This window comes from Streptomyces sp. NPDC050121, from assembly GCF_044460385.1.
In the GTDB taxonomy this organism is placed as follows: domain Bacteria; phylum Actinomycetota; class Actinomycetes; order Streptomycetales; family Streptomycetaceae; genus Streptomyces; species Streptomyces soliscabiei.
Genome location: NZ_JBITJV010000001.1, coordinates 217,318 through 237,379 on the forward strand (window position 1 = coordinate 217,318; position 20,062 = coordinate 237,379).

At 71.4% G+C, this 20,062-nt stretch carries 17 protein-coding genes; 12 read left to right on the forward strand and 5 right to left on the reverse strand.

Annotated features, from left to right (window positions below; all coding sequences use genetic code 11):
- Positions 1-29 precede the first annotated feature (29 nt).
- Entirely contained in the window at positions 30-1,046 is a 1,017-nt protein-coding gene (locus ACIBTS_RS00975; protein WP_399315732.1) for a LacI family DNA-binding transcriptional regulator, read from the reverse strand.
- 120 nt (positions 1,047-1,166) lie between these two features.
- Here ACIBTS_RS00975 and ACIBTS_RS00980 point away from each other — a divergent pair, with 120 nt between their 5' ends.
- The 11 genes from ACIBTS_RS00980 (at position 1,167) to ACIBTS_RS01030 (ending at position 12,638) form a co-directional block, all read left to right on the forward strand.
- Entirely contained in the window at positions 1,167-2,426 is a 1,260-nt protein-coding gene (locus ACIBTS_RS00980; protein WP_399315733.1) for an MFS transporter, read from the forward strand.
- Positions 2,427-2,435: 9 nt separating this feature from the next.
- Positions 2,436-3,797: a Pup--protein ligase gene (gene pafA, locus ACIBTS_RS00985; RefSeq protein ID WP_399315734.1), complete on the forward strand. Its 1,362-nt coding sequence runs from the start codon at positions 2,436-2,438 to the stop codon at positions 3,795-3,797.
- Between the two features lie 125 nt (positions 3,798-3,922).
- On the forward strand, positions 3,923-4,927 hold the full coding sequence (locus ACIBTS_RS00990; RefSeq protein ID WP_399315936.1) for an FKBP-type peptidyl-prolyl cis-trans isomerase: 1,005 nt from the start codon (positions 3,923-3,925) through the stop codon (positions 4,925-4,927).
- A 61-nt stretch (positions 4,928-4,988) separates the two neighbouring features.
- Positions 4,989-5,360 carry an FKBP-type peptidyl-prolyl cis-trans isomerase gene (locus tag ACIBTS_RS00995; RefSeq protein WP_399315735.1) on the forward strand — a complete coding sequence of 124 codons (372 nt, stop codon included), beginning with the start codon at positions 4,989-4,991 and terminating at the stop codon, positions 5,358-5,360.
- 130 nt (positions 5,361-5,490) lie between these two features.
- Positions 5,491-6,468, forward strand: coding sequence for a YafY family protein (locus tag ACIBTS_RS01000; RefSeq protein WP_079663378.1), 978 nt, complete (start codon positions 5,491-5,493; stop codon positions 6,466-6,468).
- A gap of 18 nt (positions 6,469-6,486) precedes the next feature.
- The gene (locus ACIBTS_RS01005; RefSeq protein WP_399315736.1) at positions 6,487-7,560 is read left to right on the forward strand and encodes a helix-turn-helix transcriptional regulator; all 1,074 of its coding nucleotides are present in this window, start codon (positions 6,487-6,489) and stop codon (positions 7,558-7,560) included.
- Complete coding sequence (locus tag ACIBTS_RS01010) at positions 7,557-7,847, forward strand: hypothetical protein (RefSeq protein ID WP_399315737.1); 291 nt, start codon at positions 7,557-7,559, stop codon at positions 7,845-7,847. The genes ACIBTS_RS01005 and ACIBTS_RS01010 overlap by 4 nt, the downstream gene beginning before the upstream one ends.
- 20 nt (positions 7,848-7,867) lie before the next feature.
- Entirely contained in the window at positions 7,868-8,062 is a 195-nt protein-coding gene (locus tag ACIBTS_RS01015) for a hypothetical protein (protein WP_079663381.1), read from the forward strand.
- Positions 8,063-8,345: 283 nt separating this feature from the next.
- Positions 8,346-8,633: a Sec-independent protein translocase subunit TatA gene (tatA, locus tag ACIBTS_RS01020; protein WP_079663382.1), complete on the forward strand. Its 288-nt coding sequence runs from the start codon at positions 8,346-8,348 to the stop codon at positions 8,631-8,633.
- Between the two features lie 47 nt (positions 8,634-8,680).
- Complete coding sequence (tatC, locus tag ACIBTS_RS01025; RefSeq protein WP_319676270.1) at positions 8,681-9,640, forward strand: twin-arginine translocase subunit TatC; 960 nt, start codon at positions 8,681-8,683, stop codon at positions 9,638-9,640.
- Between the two features lie 145 nt (positions 9,641-9,785).
- Positions 9,786-12,638, forward strand: a complete 2,853-nt coding sequence (locus ACIBTS_RS01030; RefSeq protein ID WP_319676271.1) for a DEAD/DEAH box helicase — start codon at positions 9,786-9,788, stop codon at positions 12,636-12,638.
- A 6-nt stretch (positions 12,639-12,644) separates the two neighbouring features.
- Here ACIBTS_RS01030 and atzF read toward each other — a convergent pair whose 3' ends face one another.
- From atzF to ACIBTS_RS01050, 4 genes are read right to left on the reverse strand one after another with little or no spacing between them, the layout of a single operon-like run.
- Positions 12,645-14,300 (reverse strand): allophanate hydrolase, encoded by a 1,656-nt coding sequence (gene atzF / locus ACIBTS_RS01035; RefSeq protein WP_399315738.1) that lies wholly within the window; start codon positions 14,298-14,300, stop codon positions 12,645-12,647.
- A gap of 18 nt (positions 14,301-14,318) precedes the next feature.
- On the reverse strand, positions 14,319-17,837 hold the full coding sequence (locus ACIBTS_RS01040; RefSeq protein WP_399315740.1) for a 5-oxoprolinase/urea amidolyase family protein: 3,519 nt from the start codon (positions 17,835-17,837) through the stop codon (positions 14,319-14,321).
- Positions 17,834-18,436, reverse strand: a complete 603-nt coding sequence (locus tag ACIBTS_RS01045; RefSeq protein WP_319673942.1) for an urea amidolyase associated protein UAAP2 — start codon at positions 18,434-18,436, stop codon at positions 17,834-17,836. The genes ACIBTS_RS01040 and ACIBTS_RS01045 overlap by 4 nt, the downstream gene beginning before the upstream one ends.
- Entirely contained in the window at positions 18,433-19,257 is an 825-nt protein-coding gene (locus tag ACIBTS_RS01050) for an urea amidolyase associated protein UAAP1 (RefSeq protein WP_319673941.1), read from the reverse strand. Before ACIBTS_RS01050 ends, ACIBTS_RS01045 begins: the two co-directional genes overlap by 4 nt.
- Positions 19,258-19,410: 153 nt before the next feature.
- On the opposite strand from ACIBTS_RS01050, the gene ACIBTS_RS01055 reads away from it, so the two are divergent.
- The gene (locus ACIBTS_RS01055; protein ID WP_399315741.1) at positions 19,411-20,037 is read left to right on the forward strand and encodes a TetR/AcrR family transcriptional regulator; all 627 of its coding nucleotides are present in this window, start codon (positions 19,411-19,413) and stop codon (positions 20,035-20,037) included.
- The last annotated feature ends 25 nt before the right edge of the window (positions 20,038-20,062 follow it).

Sequence of the window (20,062 nt, forward strand, 5' to 3'; positions counted from 1 at the left end):
CGGTTGTCCCGGCCGGGGCGCAGGGCGTTTCAGGAGGGGCTTGGCGGGGCTGTGGAGGCTCGTACGACGAGGTGGACGGGGATGTCTCCGGCGTCGGGTGCGCGGCCGTCCAGGACGGCGAGGAGGGCTTTCATGCCGCGTTCGCCGAAGAGTTCGGCGTCGAGGCGGACGGTGGTGAGTTCGGGGTCGAGGGCGGTGGCGAGGGCGAGGTCGTCGAGGCCGGTGACGGACATGTCGTCGGGTACGCGCAGGCCGAGGCGGCGTAGGGCTTTGTAGACGCCGGCGGCGAGTTTGTCGTCGTCGCAGATGATGGCGGTGGGGCGGGGTCCGGGGGTGGTGAGTGCTGTTTCGGCGGCGGTGCGGGCCGCGTCGATGGTGATGGGGGCGGGTGCGGTGCGCAGTGATGTTCCGGTGACGGCGCCGATGCGTGTGGTGAGTTCGCGGGCGCGTATGTCGAAGGTCCAGGAGGGTACGTCGGCGGCGAGGTGGAGGAAGTGGCGGTGGCCGAGGTGGAGGAGGTGGTCGGCGACCTGGCGTACGCCGTCGGCGATGTCGAGGTTGACGGTGGCGGCGCCGAGGCTGCCGGTGGGGTCGCTGTCGAGCATGACGAGGGGGAGTTGGTCGCCGCGGATGGCGGTGAGGGCGTCGGCGGCCATGGAGGAGGCGAGGACGCCGTCGAGGGCGGCCTGGGCGGAGGCGAAGGGGTCGCGGGCGGGGCCGACGCCTTCGGGGGAGGGGTAGAGGACGACGCCGAAGCCGTGTTCGGCGGCTACGCGTGCTGCGCCGGTGTAGACGCCTGCGAAGAATTCGGTGGTGAGGGCCGGGACCACGAGGAGGACGGTGCGGGTGTGGCCGAGGCGGAGGTTGCGGGCGGCGAGGTTGGGGCGGTAGCCGAGTTCGCGGGCGGCGTGGCGTACGCGTTCGGCGGTGGTCTCGGAGACGCGGCCGCGCCATTTGTCGCCGAGTACGAGGGAGACGGCGGCTTGGGAGACTCCTGCGGCTTGGGCGACGTCGCGGCTCGTGGGGCGCGTGCTACCTCGTGCCACTGTGGGCCTGCTCCTTCGTCTGGACTGGTGAACAGCGCACATGGTACGTATGACAAGAGGCGTTATACGTAAAACTTCGAGGTGGCTCACCGCCTCGGGCGAGCCGACGGAGGCGGGACATTGGCCGCGGGATACCTGGAGATCCTCAGGGCGAAGCACGCCGCCCGGCTGCTGACGGGCACGCTTGTGGGCCGGCTGCCCAACGCCACCGCCGCGATCGCGATCGTGCTGTTCGTGCGCGCGCAGGGCGGTACGTACAGCCTGGCGGGGGCGCTGGCGGCGGTGTACGGCGTGGCGAACGCGGTCGGGCAGCCGTTGTTGGGGCGGCTGGTGGATCTGCACGGTCAGCCGCGGGTGCAGTTGCCGGCGGCGCTGGCCTCGGCGCTGGCGATGGCGGTCTTCGCGTTCGCCGGTACGGACCCGTTGCCGCTGGCGTACGGGGCGGTGGCGGCCGCGGGGCTGTTCACCCCGCCTCTGGAGGGCGGTCTGCGGGCGCTGTGGCCGGCGGTGCTGCGGCGGGAGGACCAGGTGCACACGGCGTATGCGATGGACGCGGTGGCGCAGGAGGTGATGTTCACGGTCGGCCCGCTGCTGGTGACGCTGTGCGTGTCGCTGTGGTCGGAGCAGGTGGCGCTGCTGGTGCTGAACGCGGTGGGGGTGCTGGGGGCGCTGTGGGTGGTGGTGTCGCCGCCCTCGCGCGCGTGGCGGTCGGCGCCGCGTGAGGCGCACTGGCTGGGTGCGCTGCGCTCGCCCGGTCTGCTGGCGTTGCTGGGGGCGTTCCTGTTCGTCGGTCTGGCGCTCGGTTCCATCACGGTGGCGTCGGTGCCGTATGCGGACGACCACGGCGGTGACGCGGTGTACGGCTGGTTGATGGCGGCGCTGGGTCTGGGGGCTCTCATCGGCGGTATGGCGTACGGGGCGCGGCGGTGGGCGGGGGCGCCGGAGCGGCGACTGAGGGTGCTGGTGGCGTTTCTGGCGGTGTGTTATCTGCCGTTGATGTTGATGCCTGGTGCGGTGGCCATGGTGGGGTTGACGGCGTTGGCGGGGGTGTTTCTGGCGCCCGCGCTCGCGTGTGCGTTCGTCATCGTGGACCGGCATGCGCCGCGGGGGACGGTGACGGAGGCGTTCTCGTGGTTGGTGACGACGTTCACGGTGGGGGCGTCGGTGGGTACGGGTCTGGCGGGTCCGGTGGTGGAGGCGGGGGGCGCGCTGTGGGGGTTCGCGGTGTCGGGGGTCGCGGGGGCCGTGTCGTTGTCGGTTTTGCTGGTGACGGGGCGGGTACTCGCAGCTCCCGCCGGAAGTGGGGTTGTTGCGGCTTCGTCGGAAAATGATCCAAACCGTGCTGCCGAACCCCGTTTCAGTTCAGGGGATCGGGCGTAATGTTCAGTCATGGACCGCCGCATTTTCGGGCTGGAGAACGAGTACGGCGTCACATGTACGTTCAGGGGACAGCGTCGGCTGTCTCCCGACGAGGTGGCGCGGTACCTCTTCCGCCGTGTCGTGTCATGGGGCCGAAGCAGCAATGTCTTTCTGCGGAACGGCGCCCGCCTCTATCTCGACGTGGGTTCGCATCCGGAATACGCGACACCGGAATGTGACAACGTGACCGAGTTGGTCACCCACGACAAAGCGGGCGAACGCATTCTCGAAGGACTCCTGGTGGACGCGGAGCGACGCCTGCACGAGGAAGGAATCGCGGGCGACGTCTACCTCTTCAAGAACAACACGGACTCGGCGGGCAACTCTTATGGTTGCCACGAGAACTACCTGGTGGCCCGGCACGGGGAGTTCTCCCGGCTCGCGGACATCCTGATCCCGTTCCTGGTGACCCGGCAGCTGCTGTGCGGCGCGGGCAAGGTGCTGCAGACGCCCCGTGGGGCGGTCTACTGCGTCAGTCAGCGGGCCGAGCACATCTGGGAGGGCGTCTCCTCGGCGACGACGCGCTCGCGGCCCATCATCAACACGCGTGACGAGCCGCACGCGGACGCCGAGCGGTATCGCCGGCTGCATGTGATCGTGGGCGACTCGAACATGTCCGAGACGACCATGCTGCTGAAGGTCGGTGCGACCGATCTGGTGCTGCGCATGATCGAGGCGGGCACGGTGATGCGGGATCTGACGCTGGAGAACCCGATCCGGGCGATCCGTGAGGTCAGTCACGACATCACGGGCCGGCGCAAGGTGCGGCTGGCCAGCGGGCGTGAGGCCTCCGCGCTGGAGGTGCAGCGCGAGTACTACGAGAAGGCCGTGGACTTCGTCGAGCGTCGTGGTATCCGTACCGGCACCGTCGACCAGGTCCTGGAGCTGTGGGGCCGCACGCTGGACTCGATCGAGGCGGAGGACCTCGACCGGATCGGCACCGAGATCGACTGGGTGATGAAGTACAAGCTCATCGAGCGGTACCGGGCCAAGCACAATATGACGATGTCGCATCCGCGGGTGGCGCAGATAGACCTCGCCTACCACGACATCCACCGTCGTCGTGGTCTGTACTACTTGCTGGAGCGCAAGGAGCAAGCGGCTCGGATCTGCAACGACTTGAAGATCTTCGAGGGCAAGTCGGTGCCGCCGCAGACCACTCGGGCGCGGTTGCGCGGCGATTTCATCCGTCGTGCGCAGGAGCAGCGGCGGGACTTCACGGTGGACTGGGTGCACCTGAAGCTCAACGACCAGGCACAGCGCACCGTGTTGTGCAAGGACCCGTTCCGGTCGGTGGACGACCGGGTGGAGAAGCTGATCGCCGGCATGTGAGCGAGGTGTTCCGCACGTGGTGCGGAACGCAACACGGGCGCCGTACGTTTCCCGTACGGCGCCCTTCGCACGTCGTAGAGTTGCGCGCACGCCATCAGAAGATCGACCGATTACGAGGCTTCATCGTGCGCCGACGCTCACTCATCCTTGCCGCCGTACCCGCGGGACTGGTCACTCTCTCCGCGTGCGGTGACGACAAGTCCGACTCGAGCAAGGCGAGCGACGGCACGTCGCCCTCGGCCTCGGGCACGTCGGCCGCGCCGCCGCCGAAGATCGTCGACGGTCCGTTGCCGGCCATCACGGCGGGGGTGAAGTTCGGTGAGAAGCCGACGATCGCCAAGGGCAGCGGTGAGCCTTCGGACCAGCTTGCGGTGAAGACGGTGATCGCGGGCAGTGGGAAGACGATCGCGGAGGGTGACTACATCCAGGCCAACTGCGTCGGTCAGATCTGGGACACCGCGAAGGTTCTCGTCAACACCTACGAAACCAAGAAGCCGCTGCTCACCCGGCTTGCGCCGGGTGCCACCATCGACGGCTGGCGGTATGCCCTGACGGGGAGGAAGGCGGGCAGCCGGGTGCAGTTCTCCGTGCCGCCGACCTGGGGTTTCGGTAAGGACGGCGATGCGCAGGCGGGCATCAAGGGCACCGACACGCTGGTGTTCGTGTTCGACATCCAGGACGCGTTCGGTGCGAAGAGCTCGGCCAAGGGCAAGGTGGTGGCGCAGGACGGCGCCGGTGTGCCGAAGGTCGGCACGAACACCGACGGCAAGGCTCCCTCGGTGGAGGTTCCCAAGTCGAAGGCGCCGACCAAGCTGGTGGCGGAGTACGTGATCGAGGGCGACGGCGCCGTGCTCGCGGCGGACGACACCGTGTTGGTGCAGTACAAGGGCGTCATCTGGGACACGGGCAAGGAGTTCGACTCGACGTACAGCCGCAAGGAGCTGACGTCGTTCTCGTTGCAGCAGGTGGTCAAGGGCTGGGCGCAGGGGCTGATCGGGCGGAAGGTGGGCAGCCGGGTCGTCATCGTGGTTCCGCCGGCGCTGGGTTACGGCGACAACCCGCCGCAGGGCAGCGGCATCGGGAAGGACGACACGATGGTGTTCGCGGTGGACATCCTCGCCAAGGTGTGAGGCCGGCGAAGGTGTAAGACTGTGCGTGTTGCCTTTCCGTGAGACATGCAGGAGCAGTGACGTGAGCATTGACAAGCCCGAGATCGACTTCCCCGGCGGCGAGCCCCCGGCGGACCTCGAGATCAAGGACATCTGGGAGGGCGACGGCGAGGTTGCGCAGGCCGGTCAGACCGTCACCGTCCACTATGTGGGTGTCTCTTTCAGTACGGGCGAGGAGTTCGACGCCAGCTGGAACCGTGGGGCGCCGTTCCGCTTCCCGCTCGGTGGCGGCCGGGTCATCAAGGGCTGGGACCAGGGTGTGCAGGGCATGAAGGTCGGCGGTCGTCGCCAGCTGACCATTCCCGCGCACCTCGCCTACGGCGACGCGAGCCCGACGCCGGCGATCAAGCCCGGGGAGACGCTGATCTTCGTGGTGGACCTGCTCGGGGTCTGATCGTCGTAGGAGCAGTGTTGATCGGCTGGGGTCCATGCCTGCCCGGGTGTGGGCCCTCGGCTTTTGTCCCGACGCCGCTGAGCGGTACGGTCGTCGATCGTAAGCACCATAGGGGAGGCGAAGGGCGTCGATGGCCATTGCCAAGGCCGAGCGGCTGATGAACCTGGCGCTGTGTCTGCTCGGGACGCGGCGGCCGCTCAGCAAGCGCGAGCTGCGCGACTCCATCGAGGCTTACGTCGAGGCGTTCGGGCCGGGGCGGGGTGCGGCGGGGTCGGACGACTCCTTCAATCGGATGTTCGAGCGGGACAAGGACGATCTGCGGGAGCTCGGCCTGGTCATCGAGACCGTGGAGAGCCTGGACGGCGAGATCGGCTACCTCGCGCGCCGTGACAGCAACCGGCTGCCGGCCATCACGCTCGACGCCGAGGAGGCCGCGGCGCTGGGCCTGGCGGCCAAGGTGTGGCAGCAGGCCCGGCTGGCGGGTGCCGCGAGCGGTGCTCTGCAGAAGCTGCGCGCGGCGGGGCTGCCCGAGGACGTCGACCCCTACGAGGCGCATGGCGCGCTGGAGCCCCGGATTCCGGTGCACGAGGCCGCGTTCGAGCCGTTGATGCTGGCCTGCCGGGACCGTCGGCCGGTCGTGTTCGACTATCGCAAGGCGACCGCCGCGCATCCGGAGCCGCGGCATGTCGAGCCGTGGGCGCTGGAGTGCTGGCGCGGTCACTGGTATCTGGCGGGTTTCGACCGTGACCGGGGCGCCGAGCGGGTGTTCCGGCTGTCGCGGATCACCGGGCGGGTGCGTTCGCGCGGGGCGGGTTTCACCGTGCCGGTCCCGGATGTCGTCACGGTGCGCGAGACGGTCGCGAGCTGGGCGGGGGAGACCGCCGACCGCAGTGCGCTGATCCGGCTGCGCGCGGGCGCCGGGTACCCGTTGCGGGCGAAGGCCAGTGCGGTGCGGGAACTCGGGGACGGCTGGGACGAGTTGGAGATTCCGTACGGGCACGGTCTGGACGCCTGGCTGGTGGAGTTCGGGCCGGACGTGGTGGTCCTGGACCCGGCCGAGCTGCGGGCGGACGTCGTGGACCGGCTGCGGGCCGTGGCCAAGGGCTGAGGGGGAGCGAGCAACACAGTGGCAGGCAAACCGGTCAGGCCGGCGAACGCGATCGACCAGACCCGGCGGATGCTCTCCCTGGTGACGTATCTCAGGGAGCGTCCCGGCGCGCGGATCGAGGACGTGGCGCGCGCGTTCGGGATCACGGAGGACGAGCTGGTCTCGGACCTCGATGTGCTGCCCATGTGCGGCACCAGTTTCCGGGGCGGCGATCTCCTGGACATCGACACCGACGGTGAGCGCATCTGGTGGCACAACCCGGCCGCGCTCGGCGCGGAGGCCGCGGAGCCGCTGCGGCTGGCCGCGGACGAGGCGACGGCGTTGCTGGTGGCGGCCCGGGCGGTGTCCACGCTGCCGGGGCTGCGGGAGGGCGACCGGCAGGCGCTGCTGCGGGCGACGGCGAAGGTGGAGGCCGCGGCCGGTGAGGCGGCGGGCGCGAGCGCGCGTCTGTCGGTGACGTTCGAATCGGAGGGCGGGGTCTTCGCGGACGTCGACCGGGCGATCTCGGAGCGGCGTCGGCTGTGGATCCGCTACTACTCGCCCGCGCGTGACGAGGTCACCGAGCGTGAGATCGACCCGATCCGGCTGGTCAGCGTCGGACACACGTATGTGGAGGCCTGGTGCCGCCGCTCGGAGGCCCGGCGCACGTTCCGGCTGGACCGGGTCGCGGAGATCAGGATCCTCGACGAGCCGTCCGCGCCGCCCGAGATCGAGCTGCGGGACCTGTCGGAGGGGCTGGTGCAGCCGGCCGCGGAGGATCCGGAGGTCGTCGTCGAGGTCGGGCCGGGCGGCCGCTGGGTCGCCGAGTACTACCCGCACGACAGCGCCGATGAGCTTTCGGACGGCGGGCTGCGTATCACTTTGCGCACGCCCGAACCGGCCTCGCTCAGGAGGCTGGCCCTGCGGCTGGGCCGGGACGGCCGGATCGTCTCGCCGCCTGACCTCGCCGACAGCGCCCGCCGGGCCGCCCGCGAGGCGCTGGCGGCCTACGACGGGATCGAGGCACAGGGGGCGGCGGGCGGGCCGCCCGCGGTGCACGGCGAGCGGCCGCGGGGTGACAGTCGGTTCGAAGGGCGGGAGCAGGGGCTGTGAGCGAGTCGGTGGCGTCCGATGTGCGGGGCATCTCGGTGGCGTCCGCGTTCGCGGGGATGCGCAGTGTGACCCCGGTGCGGTTCAGGGCGGGCTGTCCCGACTGCCGAAGCCATTTCGAGCTCGCCGCGAGCGCCCTGCTCCTGGCGATCGGCGGCTCCAGCCGCACCACGTTCTACTCCTTCACCTGCCCGGACTGCGGGGCGGTCGTGCGCAAGCCGGCCGGGGAGCGGATCGTCGAACTGCTCACGGGCGGTGGCGTGCGGACCCTGCGGCTGCACACCCCGTAGCGGGGATTAGGCTCGGCCTCATGTTCTGGCCGATGTTCGCGGTTGCCGTGGGTTTTGTGGGTCTCGCCGTTCTCGCGGTGTTCGCCGTGCGGGTCTTCCTGGAGGCGCAGCGGCTGGGCCGGCAGGTCGCGGAGTCCGCGCGGCGTATCGACCGGGCGGCACAGGACCTGGAACGGGCGGCCGTGAGCGCGGCCCGCGCTGTCGACACCCTGTGACGGCTGCCGTGGGGTGCCGCGTGGAGCGCTGTCGCCGTCCGGTGAGTCCCGCGGCGAATGCGTTTTGGGCCGCTTCGCCCTCCCACGCCGGTGGTGGGGGCAGGTACGCTGCTGGTCGCGGCTCGGAGAACGAGGCCCGGACCGCTGACCGGGAGTACGCACGGGGATTGCCTCACGTTTACCCCTGAGCGTTACGATCGCTGTCAACACGATCGTTCGGACAGGTGTCCGACCGGTCGGACGGCATCCCGCCCCCGCAGCCTCGGTGAGAAGGTAAAGACTTATGTTCGGAAGGCTCGGCGCCCCCGAGATCATTCTCATCCTCGTCGTCGTCATCCTGCTGTTCGGCGCCAAGAAGCTTCCCGACATGGCGCGCTCGCTCGGCAAGTCCGCTCGCATCCTCAAGAGCGAGGCCAAGGCGATGAAGGAAGAGGGCAGCAGCACGGCCACCCCGGCCGGCCCGCCCCACAACGACGAGCAGCCCCCGGCGCAGCGCACCATCCAGGCCGCCCCCGGCGACGTGACCAGCTCCCGTCCGGTCACCGAGCCGACGGACACGACCAAGCGCTGACGCAGGGCCGGTGACCTCCGGCCCGCCGTACGAGATGGGAACGTGGGTTGCTGAAGTCTGCCCGCAAACAGGAGAAGGACCCCGAGGGGCGGATGCCCCTCGCGGATCACCTTCGTGAGCTCCGCAACCGGCTCGCGAAGGCGATGCTGGCCATCGTCCTCGTGACGGTCGTGGCCGCCTTCTTCTACAACGACATCATCAACTTCCTCACCAAGCCGATCCTCGACTCGGTCGGCTGCGGGAAGACTTTCGAGGAGATCCAGGGCCAGCTCAAGTCCGGCGACTCCACCAACAAGTGCGCGAGCATCACGATCAACGGTCTGCTCACGCCCTTCACGCTGGCCCTCCAGGTCTCCCTGATGGCCGGCGTCGTCGTCGCCTCGCCGGTCTGGCTCTACCAACTGTGGGCCTTCATCGCGCCCGGCCTGCACAAGCACGAGCGCAAGTACGCCTACGCGTTCGTCGGCATGGGCGTGCCGCTGTTCCTGGGCGGCGCCTACTTCGCCTACCGGGTACTGCCGACCACCGCCAAGGTGCTGATCGGCTTCACCCCGGGCAAAATCACCAACCTGCTGCCGCTGGACGACCTGCTGCAGCTGGTCACCCGCATGGTCGTGGTCTTCGGTCTCTCCTTCGAGCTGCCGCTGCTGCTGATCTTCCTCAACCTGACCGGCATGGTCACCGGCACGCGGATGCTCGGCTGGTGGCGGGGCATGATCATCGGCATCACGGTGTTCGCCGCCGTCGCCACCCCCAGCACCGACCCCATCTCGATGCTGGCCCTCGCCGGACCGATCTGGGTCCTGTACTTCGGCGCGACCGCCTTCGCCCTGCTGAACGACCGCCGCAAGCGTCGCCGCGACGCCTTGGGTCCGGCCGACGACGAGGCCTCCGACCTGGACCTCACCCCCGAGGACATCGGCGAGGTCGAGACGGTCACCGCCAGCCGTGCGGTGCCGGAGCAGTCGAGCACCGACCGCGTCAACGGATACGACGACGTGACCTGACGATCTCTCAGAGCTCACCGGGTCGCCCGGTGGGCGACGAGACGCTCTCTTCTCACCCCCGACGGGCCGCGGCCGGGGCGCTCCAGCAGCGCGACCGGCCGCTTCCGCATGTGCGGCCCGGCTGTCGGTTCACCGGATCCGGATAATGATCGTCCTGTTGTCAGTGCGGCCCGGTACGCTCGAAAGCACGATGACAGAGGATCTCTCACCGGCCGAGCGGTACACGGCAGCACGTAAGCGCGCTGTCGAGCAGGCCACCGCGCTCGCGTCCTTCCGCGAGATGTACGACTTCGGTCTCGACCCCTTCCAGATCGAGGCCTGCCAGGCACTCGAATCGGGCAAGGGCGTCCTGGTGGCCGCCCCCACCGGCTCGGGCAAGACGATCGTGGGCGAGTTCGCCGTCCATCTCGCCCTCCAGCAGGGCAAGAAGTGCTTCTACACGACGCCCATCAAGGCGCTGTCGAACCAGAAGTACTCCGACCTGTGCCGCCGCTACGGCAGCGACAAGGTCGGCCTGCTCACCGGCGACAACAGCGTCAACTCCGACGCCCCGGTGGTGGTGATGACCACCGAGGTGCTGCGGAACATGCTGTACGCGGGCTCGCAGACCCTCCTCGGCCTGGGGCACGTGGTGATGGACGAGGTGCACTACCTCTCCGACCGCTTCCGGGGCGCCGTCTGGGAAGAGGTGATCATCCACCTTCCGGAGTCGGTCACCCTGGTCTCCCTCTCCGCGACCGTGTCCAACGCCGAGGAGTTCGGCGACTGGCTCGACACCGTCCGCGGCGACACCGAGGTGATCGTCTCCGAGCACCGGCCCGTCCCGCTGTTCCAGCACGTCCTCGCCGGGCGGCGCATGTACGACCTGTTCGAGGAGGGCGAGGGCCACCGCAGGGCCGTCAACCCCGACCTCGCGCGGCTGGCCCGCATGGAGGCGAGCAAGCCGTCCTACCAGGACCGCAGACGCGGCCGCAACCTGCGCGAGGCCGACCGTGAGCGGGAGCGCAGGCAGCGCTCGAGGGTGTGGACGCCGGGCCGGCCGGAGGTCATCGAGCGGCTCGACGCCGAGGGACTGCTGCCCGCCATCACCTTCATCTTCAGCCGTGCCGCCTGCGAGGCCGCCGTCCAGCAGTGCCTGTACGCCGGGCTGCGGCTGAACGACGAGGAGTCGCGCGCCGAGGTCCGCGCGCTCGTGGAGGAACGCACGGCCGCGATCCCGCACGAGGATCTGCACGTCCTCGGCTACTACGAGTGGCTGGAGGGCCTGGAGCGCGGCATCGCAGCCCACCACGCGGGCATGCTGCCGACGTTCAAGGAGGTCGTCGAGGAGCTGTTCGTGCGCGGCCTGGTCAAGGCCGTGTTCGCCACCGAGACACTGGCGCTGGGCATCAACATGCCCGCGCGGTCCGTGGTCCTGGAGAAGCTCGTCAAGTGGAACGGCGAGCAGCACGCCGACATCACCCCCGGCGAGTACACCCAGCTCACCGGGCGCGCCGGGCGGCGTGGCATCGACATCGAGGGGCATGCCGTCGTGCTGTGGCAGCGCGCGATGAACCCCGATCACCTCGCCGGGCTCGCCGGCACGCGCACCTACCCGTTGCGCTCCAGCTTCAAGCCGTCGTACAACATGGCGGTCAACCTGGTCGAGCAGTTCGGGCGGCACCGCTCGCGCGAGCTCCTGGAGACGTCGTTCGCGCAGTTCCAGGCCGACCGGTCGGTGGTCGGGATCTCCCGGCAGGTGCAGCGCAACGAGGAGGGGCTGGAGGGCTACAAGGCCTCCATGACCTGCCACCTCGGCGACTTCGAGGAGTATGCGCGACTGCGCCGCGACCTCAAGGACCGCGAGACCGAACTGGCCAAGCAGGGCGCGGCCCAGCGGCGCGCCGAGGCCGCCGTGGCGCTGGAGAAGCTGAAGCCGGGGGACGTCATCCACGTGCCCACCGGCAAGTACGCCGGGCTGGCGCTGGTGCTCGACCCGGGCCTGCCCGCCGGGCGCGCCAACGGCCACCGCGGCTTCGACCATCACGACGGGCCGCGCCCGCTGGTCCTCACCGCCGAGCGGCAGGTCAAGCGGCTGGCCTCGATGGACTTCCCGGTGCCGGTCGAGGCACTGGAGCGGATGCGGATCCCGAAGACGTTCAACCCGCGCTCGCCGCAGTCCCGCCGCGATCTCGCCTCCGCGCTGCGCACCAAGGCCGGGCACATCCCGCCGGAGCGGGCCCGCAAGCAGCGTTCCCAGGCGGCCGACGACCGGGAGATCGCCCGGCTGCGCACCGCCATTCGCGCGCACCCCTGCCACGGCTGCTCCGACCGGGAGGACCACGCACGCTGGGCCGAGCGCTACCACCGGCTGCTGCGGGACACCTCGCAGCTGGAGCGCCGCATCGAAGGGCGCACCAACACGATCGCCCGTACGTTCGACCGGATCGTGGCGCTGCTGACCGAGCTCGACTATCTGCGCGGCAACGAGGTCACCGAGCACGGCAAGCGGCTCGCCCGGCTCTACGGCGAGCTGGACCTGCTCGCGAGCGAATGCCTGCGCGCGGGCGTCTGGGAGGGACTGGCCCCCGCAGAACTCGCCGCCTGTGTCTCGGCGCTCGTGTACGAGGCACGGGTCGGCGACGACGCGATGGCGCCCAAGCTGCCCTCGGGCAAGGCGAAGGCCGCGCTCGGCGAGATGGTGCGGATCTGGGGCCGGCTGGACGCGCTGGAGGAGGACTTCCGGATCAGTCAGACGGAGGGCGTGGGGCAGCGGGAGCCCGATCTCGGCTTCGCGTGGTCGGCCTATATGTGGGCCTCGGGGAAGGGGCTCGACGAGGTGCTCCGGGAGGCGGAGATGCCGGCCGGTGACTTCGTGCGGTGGTGCAAGCAGGTGATCGATGTGCTGGGGCAGATCTCGGCGGCTTCCGCCGCGGAGGGCTCGACGGTGGCGAAGGCCGCTCGCAAGGCGGTCGATCAGCTGCTGCGTGGGGTCGTCGCCTACTCGTCGGTGGGGTGACGCGCCTCAGCGCCCGTTCAGATAGGAGCGCCAGCCGCCGTACTCCGTGATGTCCTGCGCCTCCTTCAGCGCGCCCGGCTCGCACAGGAAGCCGGGGACGCGGCTGCCGTCCGACAACTCCACGCTGCCCAGCGTCATGGGGCGGGGAAGTGCCGTCAACAGGCGGCCCAGGCCCTCCGCCGGGAGACTCCAGATCTCTGCCTCGATCTGCGCGCCGCCCTCGCCCACGTGCACCAGGCCCGGCTTCGCCGGGGTCGTGCGCAGGGCGTGCAGGCGGTAGAGCGGGGCCGTCGTCGTCATGCGGTCGAACACCGCGCCCAGGGACAGGAGTTGGGGGTTCAGGGGCTGGCCCGTGAGGTGGGCGCCGACCACGGCGACGCGGGCCTGCGGTTGCAGCAGGGACGCGATGTTCGCCAGGCGTTCGTCCGTGAAGGCCGGGCCGATCAGCATGACCCCGAAGGGGAGGCCGTTCACCTCGCCGGCCGGGACCGCGGCCGCCGCCAGGTCGAACAGGTTCGTGGAGTTGGTGAAGCGGCCCAGGCGGGCGTTGGCGCCCAGCGGGTCGGCGGCGACCTCGGCGAGGGTGGGATGGCCGGGGGCGGTGGGCAGGAGCAGGGCGTCGGCGTCGGCGAGTTCGGCCAGGGCGCGGGTGCGCAGGGCCGTCAGGCGCTCGGTGTCCGTGTAGAGCCGGTGGGCCGGGATGTCGCGGGCGCGGGTGATGATGCCGGCGACGGTCGGGTCCAGGCCCTCGCCGCCCTCGGCGAGCAACTTGTCGACAAAGGCGCCCACGGCGGTGTAGCGCTCGGCGACGAACGCGCCCTCGTAGAGCATCGCGGCGGCCTCGGTGAACGGGGCGAGGTCGAGGGTGCGGATCTCCGCTCCGGCCGTTCTGACCCGGGACACCGCAGCCTCGTAGGCCTCGGCCCAGCCCTCGTCCAGCTCGCCCAGCTGGGCGAGGGGCGGCACCGCGATGCGCCACGGCCCAGGGGCTCGGGCGGGCAGTGCGGGGAGGGGGCGGGCGGACGGCGACGCCATGTGGGCCAGGGCGCGCTCGGCCTCGGGGAGCGTGCGGGCGAACACCGTGACGCAGTCGATCGAGGCGCAGGCCGGGACGACTCCCTCCGTGGGGACCAGGCCGCGGGTGGGCTTGAGGCCGACGATGCCGTTGAAGGCGGCCGGCACCCGGCCCGAACCGGCGGTGTCGGTGCCGAGGGCGAGGTCGACGACGCCGAGGGCCACCGCGACGGCCGAGCCGGAACTCGAACCGCCGCTCACCCGCCCGGGGTCGTGGGCGTTGCGGACCGCGCCGTGCGGGGAGCGGGTGCCCACCAGGCCGGTCGCGAACTGGTCCAGGTTCGTCGTGCCCAGCACCAGCGCGCCGGCCGCACGCAGGCGGGCCACGACGGGGGCGTCGGCGGCGGGCTCGTAGGCGTAGGCCGGGCAGCCCGCCGTGGTGGGCAGGCCGGCCACGTCGATGTTGCCCTTGACGGCGAGCAGCCGGCCGGCGAGCGGGAGGCGCTCGCCCCGCGTCAGCCGCTCGTCGAGCGTGCGGGCCTCCGCCTCGACGTCCTCCCGCGGCCGCAGGCCGATCCAGATCTCCGGGCGGTCGACGGCCTCGATGCGGGCGTAGGCGGCGTGGACGCGGGACAGAATGCGCGACATGCTCGTGCTCCTCGGGGTTCAGGTCGTGGCCGGGGCCAGGACGAGCAGTGCCGTCCCCGCCTCGACCTGGTCGCCGGGTCGGGCCAGGATCTGCGTCACCACGCCGTCGACCGGCGCGTGCACCCTGGACTCCATCTTCATCGCCTCCAGGGCGAGCAGCGGCTGTCCCGCCGCCACCTCGTCTCCGGGGGATACGTTCAACTGCCAGACGGACGCGGCGAATTCGGCCTCGATCAGGCGGCCGCCCGGCGGGAGGGCCACCTCGGCGGGGGCAGCGGGCGGCGCTGCCGCGGCCTCCGCCCGGGTGAACTCGCCCGCCGCCTCCCACGCGTCCCGCTCCGCCGCGAACGCGGTCCGCTGACGGGCCCTGAACTGCGCGATGGAGTCCGTGTGTTCGGCGAGGAAGGTTCGGTACTCGGCGAGCGAGAAGGTGCCCTCCTCGATGCGCGGCACGAAGCGGCCCGAGAGGATGTCGGCCCGCAGCGCGAGGAGTTCGTCCGCGTCGACCGGATACCAGCGGATCCGGTCGAAGAAGCGCAGTAGCCAGGGCGAGCCCGGCTCGAACGCGCCGCGCTGCTGCCAGGGCGACCACACCTGGGTCGTCCGGCCCACGAACTGGTAGCCGCCGGGGCCCTCCATGCCGTAGACGCACAGATACGCTCCCCCGATGCCCACCGAGTTCTCGGCCGTCCAGGTGCGCGCGGGGTTGTACTTCGTCGTCACCAGGCGGTGGCGCGGGTCGAGGGGGGTGGCGACCGGCGCGCCCAGGTAGACGTCCCCGAGGCCCAGGACCAGGTACTCCGCCTCGAAGACCGTGTCATAGACGTCGGCCACCGACTCCAGGCCGTTGACCCGGCGGATGAACTCGATGTTCCACGGGCACCAGGGGGCGTCGTCGCGGACGCCCGCCATATAGCGGGCGATGGCCTCGCGGGTCGCCGGGTCGTCCCAGGAGAGCGGCAGGTGCACGGTGCGGGAGGGCACGACCAGCTCGTCCGAGGGCGGCAGGGCCGCCGTCAACTCCCGGACAAGCGGCAAGAGTTCGCGCTGTGGGAGGCGGCGGGGGTCCGTCCGGATCTGCAGGGAGCGGATGCCGGGGGTCAGGTCGGTGACCCCCGCCAGGTCGGCCTGCGACACCGCCTCCATCAGCGCGTGGACCCGCATCCGCAGGGCCAGGTCCAGCTGCATCGGCCCGAACTCGACCAGCAGGTTGTCGTCGCCGCTGCGCCGGTACGTCACGTCGCCGTCGCATGCCAGGACGCCTCCGTCGACGATCTCGGGGCGGGGTGCGCCGGTCACGTCCACCGGCCGGAAGCGGACCGTGTCGCCCGGGCGCAGCTGGCCGAGCTTCCAGCGCTCGGAGCTGAGCACGGTCGCCGGGCACACGAACCCGCCGAGCGAGGGGCCGTCCGGGCCGAGCAGCACCGGCATGTCGCCCGTGTAGTCGACGGCGCCGACGGAGTAGGGGGTGTCATGGATGTTGGACGGGTGCAGGCCCGCCTCGCCGCCGTCGGTGCGCGCCCAGCGCGGCTTCGGACCCACCAGGCGCACACCGGTGCGGGCCGAGTTGAAGTGGACCTTCCAGTCGGCGGCGTAGAAGTCGCGGATGTCGTCCTCGGTGAAGAACTCCGGTGCCGCGTGCGGGCCTTCGACCGCGCCGAGGTGCCAGACGGAGGCGAAGGCCGGGCGGTCCTGCGCACCGGCGTCCTCGGCGGGCCGCCCGGAGATCGTCCCGCTGTGCAGCACATCCCCCGTCCGCAGCGCCCGGCCGCCGTGCCCGCCGAACCGGCCCAGCGTGAACGTGCTCGCGCTGCCCAGGAAGGCGGGGACGTCGAGGCCGCCCGCGCACAGGACGTAGGTGCGCAGGCCGTGCTCGCCGGGGGCGCCGATCTCCAGCAGGGCGCCGGCCGGCACGGTCACCGGCTCCCACTGCGCCACCGCCGTGCCGTCCACGGTCACCGGCGCCGGCGCGCCCGTCACACACACCGTCGTGGCGTGGGTGAAGCGCAGGGCCGGGCCCTGCAGGGTGCACTCCAGGCCCGGGGCGCCCTCGGGGTTGCCCAGCACGCGGTTGCCGAGGCGGAAGGAACGGTCGTCCATCGGGCCGGACGGCGGCACGCCGACCTGCCAGTGGCCGGTGCGGCCGGGCCAGTCCTGCACGGTGGTGAGGGTGCCGCCGGAGACGACCTCGATGCGCGGGGTCGGGTCGCGCACCTGCGCGAGGGTCGCCGTCGAGTGGGCCGCCGTCACGAAACGGGGGTCCGCGAGCGCCGCGCGCACCAGCCCCAGGTTCGTCTCGACGCCGTCGACCCGGGTGCGGGCCAGCGCCTCGTCGAGGCGGCGCAGGGCATGCTCCCGGTCGGCGCCGTGGGCGATCACCTTCGCGAGCATCGGATCGTAGGAGGCGGTCACCTCGGTGCCCGTCTCCACCCAGCCGTCGACGCGCACCCCGGCCGGGAACTCGACCCGCGTCAACAGGCCCGCGCCGGGCCGGTGTTCGCGGCTCGGGTCCTCCGCGTAGAGGCGTGCCTCGACGGCGTGGCCGCGGGGCGGGCCGGGGTCGGTCACGACGTCCCGTTCGCCCCTCGCCAGCCGCAGCATCCAGGCGACCAGGTCGACGCCGTAGATCTCCTCGGTGACCGGATGCTCCACCTGCAGCCGGGTGTTGACCTCCAGGAAGTAGGCCTCCTCGCGGGCCGCGTCGTAGACGAACTCGACGGTCCCGGCGGAGCGGTAGTCGACCGAGGCGCACAGGTCACGGGCGGAGGTGGCCAGTTGTTGTCGGAGGTGGTCCGGGAGTCCGGGGGCCGGGGCCTCCTCCAGGACCTTCTGGTGGCGGCGCTGGAGCGAGCAGTCGCGGTCGCCGAAGGTGACGACCCTGCCCTCGCCGTCGCCGAAGACCTGGACCTCGATGTGGCGGGCGCGCTCGACGAGCCGTTCCAGGAAGACGCCGGCGGAGGAGAAGGAGGCGGCGGCGACGCGCTGGACACGTTCCCAGGCGTCGGCGAGTTCGCCGGGGGAGCGGCAGGCGGACATGCCGATACCGCCGCCCCCGCCCGTCGCCTTGAGCATCACCGGATAGCCGATGAGCCGCGCTTTCTCCAGTGCCTCGATGAGTCCCGACAGCAGGCCGGTGCCCGGCGCCAGCGGCACCCCGGCGGCTTCGGCCGCCGCCCGCGCCGTGTGCTTGGCGCCGAACAGCTCCAGCTGAGCGGGGGTCGGTCCGACGAACACGATCCCGGCGTCGGCGCAGCGGCGCGCGAAGGCCGCGTCCTCGGAGAGAAAGCCGTAGCCGGGGTGGATCGCGCCCGCGCCGGTGTCCTTGGCCGCCTTCAGGACCAGGTCGGCGTCGAGGTAGGACTCCTTCGCGGGGGCCGGGCCGAGCCGTACCGCCTCGTCGGCGAGCCGGACGTGGGGCGCGGAGCGGTCGGCGTCGGAGTACACGGCAACCGTGCGCAGGCCGAGCTCGCGGGCGGTACGGATGATCCGGACGGCTATCTCGCCCCGGTTGGCGATCAGCAGCGTGTCGAAGGTCATGCGCGCGCCGCCTCGGTGATCGTCATCTCCACCGCCGTCGGCTCGAAGCCGTTGCACGGGTTGTTGATCTGGGGGCAGTTGGAGACCAGCACGAGGACGTCCCGTTCGGCGCGGAGCGTGAGGGCGAGGCCCGGAGCGGACAGGCCGTCGACGATGCCGAGGGTGCCGTCCCGCTCGACGGGCACGTTCATGTACCAGTTGACGTTGGAGACCAGGTCCCGCTTGCCGAGGCCGTACTTCGCGCCCTCGGCGAGGAAGTTGTCCACACACGCGTGCTGCGCGAACGTGTGGTGGCCGTAGCGCAGGGTGTTGGACTCCTTGGAGCAGGCGCCGCCGACGGTGTCGTGGCGGCCCACGGCGTCGGCGGTCACCGTCATCAGCGGGGTGTGCTCGTTGGACATCAGCACACTGCCCGTGGTGAGGAAGATGCCGCCCTGCGCGTGGATCGTGTCCGGCGCGCTGTAGCGCACGGCGGTGTCCTGGGCGTCGTACACGAGGAAGTCGACGGCCTGGTTGCCGTGCAGGTCGGTGATGGTCAGCGTCTCGCCGGACCGGATGACGCAGGACCAGGCGGCGCGGGCCGGGACGACGGTCTTCATGCGAGCCCCCTCGCGGTGAGGAATTCGGCGGTGTTGAGGAAGGCGCGGCGGCCCTCGGGCGTGGCGTCCCACAGCGGGTCGCCCGGCCGGGTGGGCTCCGCACGCCAGGCGAGGACCTCCAGCGGGGTGCTGACGTACTGCGGGCGGGGGTCGGCCGGGTGCGGCACGTTGGCGATCAGGACCGTCACGTCCTGCTCGGTGCGCAGGGTGACACTGCCGCCGGGACCCGCCGAACCGGTGAAGTCGAGGGTGCCGTCGCCGCGGACCGCCACGCCCTGGAAGAAGGAGAGGGAGGGCGGCAGGTCGCGCGGTTCGAGGCCGTTCTTCGCGGCGGCCAGCTTGAACAGCTCCCGGCCGGCCGGGGAAGGAGAGTGCGGGGCGCCGTCGCCGTAGCGCTCGGTGTTGCGTACGAGGGTGGAGGCGCCGCACAGCGCGTCGTGCCGGCCGGAGGTGTCGGCGACCACCGACGCGAGGACCCGCCCCTGGTCGGACAGGAGCAGCACGCCCTCGCCGAGGTAGGCGTTCCACTGGACCTTGACCGTGTCGGCGACGTTCAGCCGCTCCCAGGGACGGCCGTCCACGTACAGCAGGAGGTGGGCGCAGGCGTCGCCGCGCAGGTCGGTCAGGCGCAGCTCGGTGCCGCGGGCGAGGACCCGGTGGGTGTAGTTGCCGCCCGCGACCGTCTCGGCCCACACCAGGCGGTCCGCCGCACAGGGCGGGTCCGGCCAGTCGGCCGCCGGGACGACGGGCATGGCGTCGGCGCGGGCGCCCTCCTGGGCCCGGGCATGCGCGCGGGCTCCGTAGGTCGTCTCTGTCGCCATCGGGGACCTCCGACTGAGGGACTGAGGGATGATTTCTGTCGCCCGACAGAAATTAGGGGCGGGTCGGGTCGCCGCGATTGCCGCCGCGTTGCCTGCGCGTTACCGGCCGCTCACGAAGATCGCCGTCCGGGGTCGTGTGCGAGGATCGAAGGCATGGAGACGAGCGGCGGACGTCGAGTGGGCCGGCCCCGGGCCGCGCAGCGCCCGGACAGCGGGCTCTCGCCCCGCGCCGAACTGCTCACGGCCGCCGCGGAGCTGTTCGTCACGCGCGGCTACGCCGCCACCACCACCCGGGCCGTCGCCGAGCGTGCGGGCATGCGCCAGGCGTCCATGTACCACTACGTCTCCGGCAAGGAGGAACTGCTCGCCGAGCTGCTGGAGTCGACGGTCACGCCCTCGCTGGCGTACGCCCGTGAGCTGCTCGCGGATGATGCGCGGGCGGCCGAGGACCGGCTGTGGGAGCTGTGCCGCGCCGACGTGGAGGTGCTGTGCGGCGGCTCGCACAACCTCGGCGGCCTCTATCTGCTGCCCGAGGTGCGCACCGAGCGGTTCGCCGGGTTCCATGCCGTGCGCGGCGAACTCAAGGACGCCTACCGCCAGTTGATCGCCGCGACGGCCGTGGGCGGCGCGCTCGCGAAGAGCGACCTCGATCTGCGCACCGACCTCGTCTTCGGACTCATCGAGGGCGTCATCCTCGTCCACCGCTCGGAACCGGACCGGCCCGTCTCGGAGTTCGCCCGGGCCACCGCCGACGCGGCCCTGCGTATCGCGGGCAACTGACCACCCTCCGACGGAACTTGAGGAC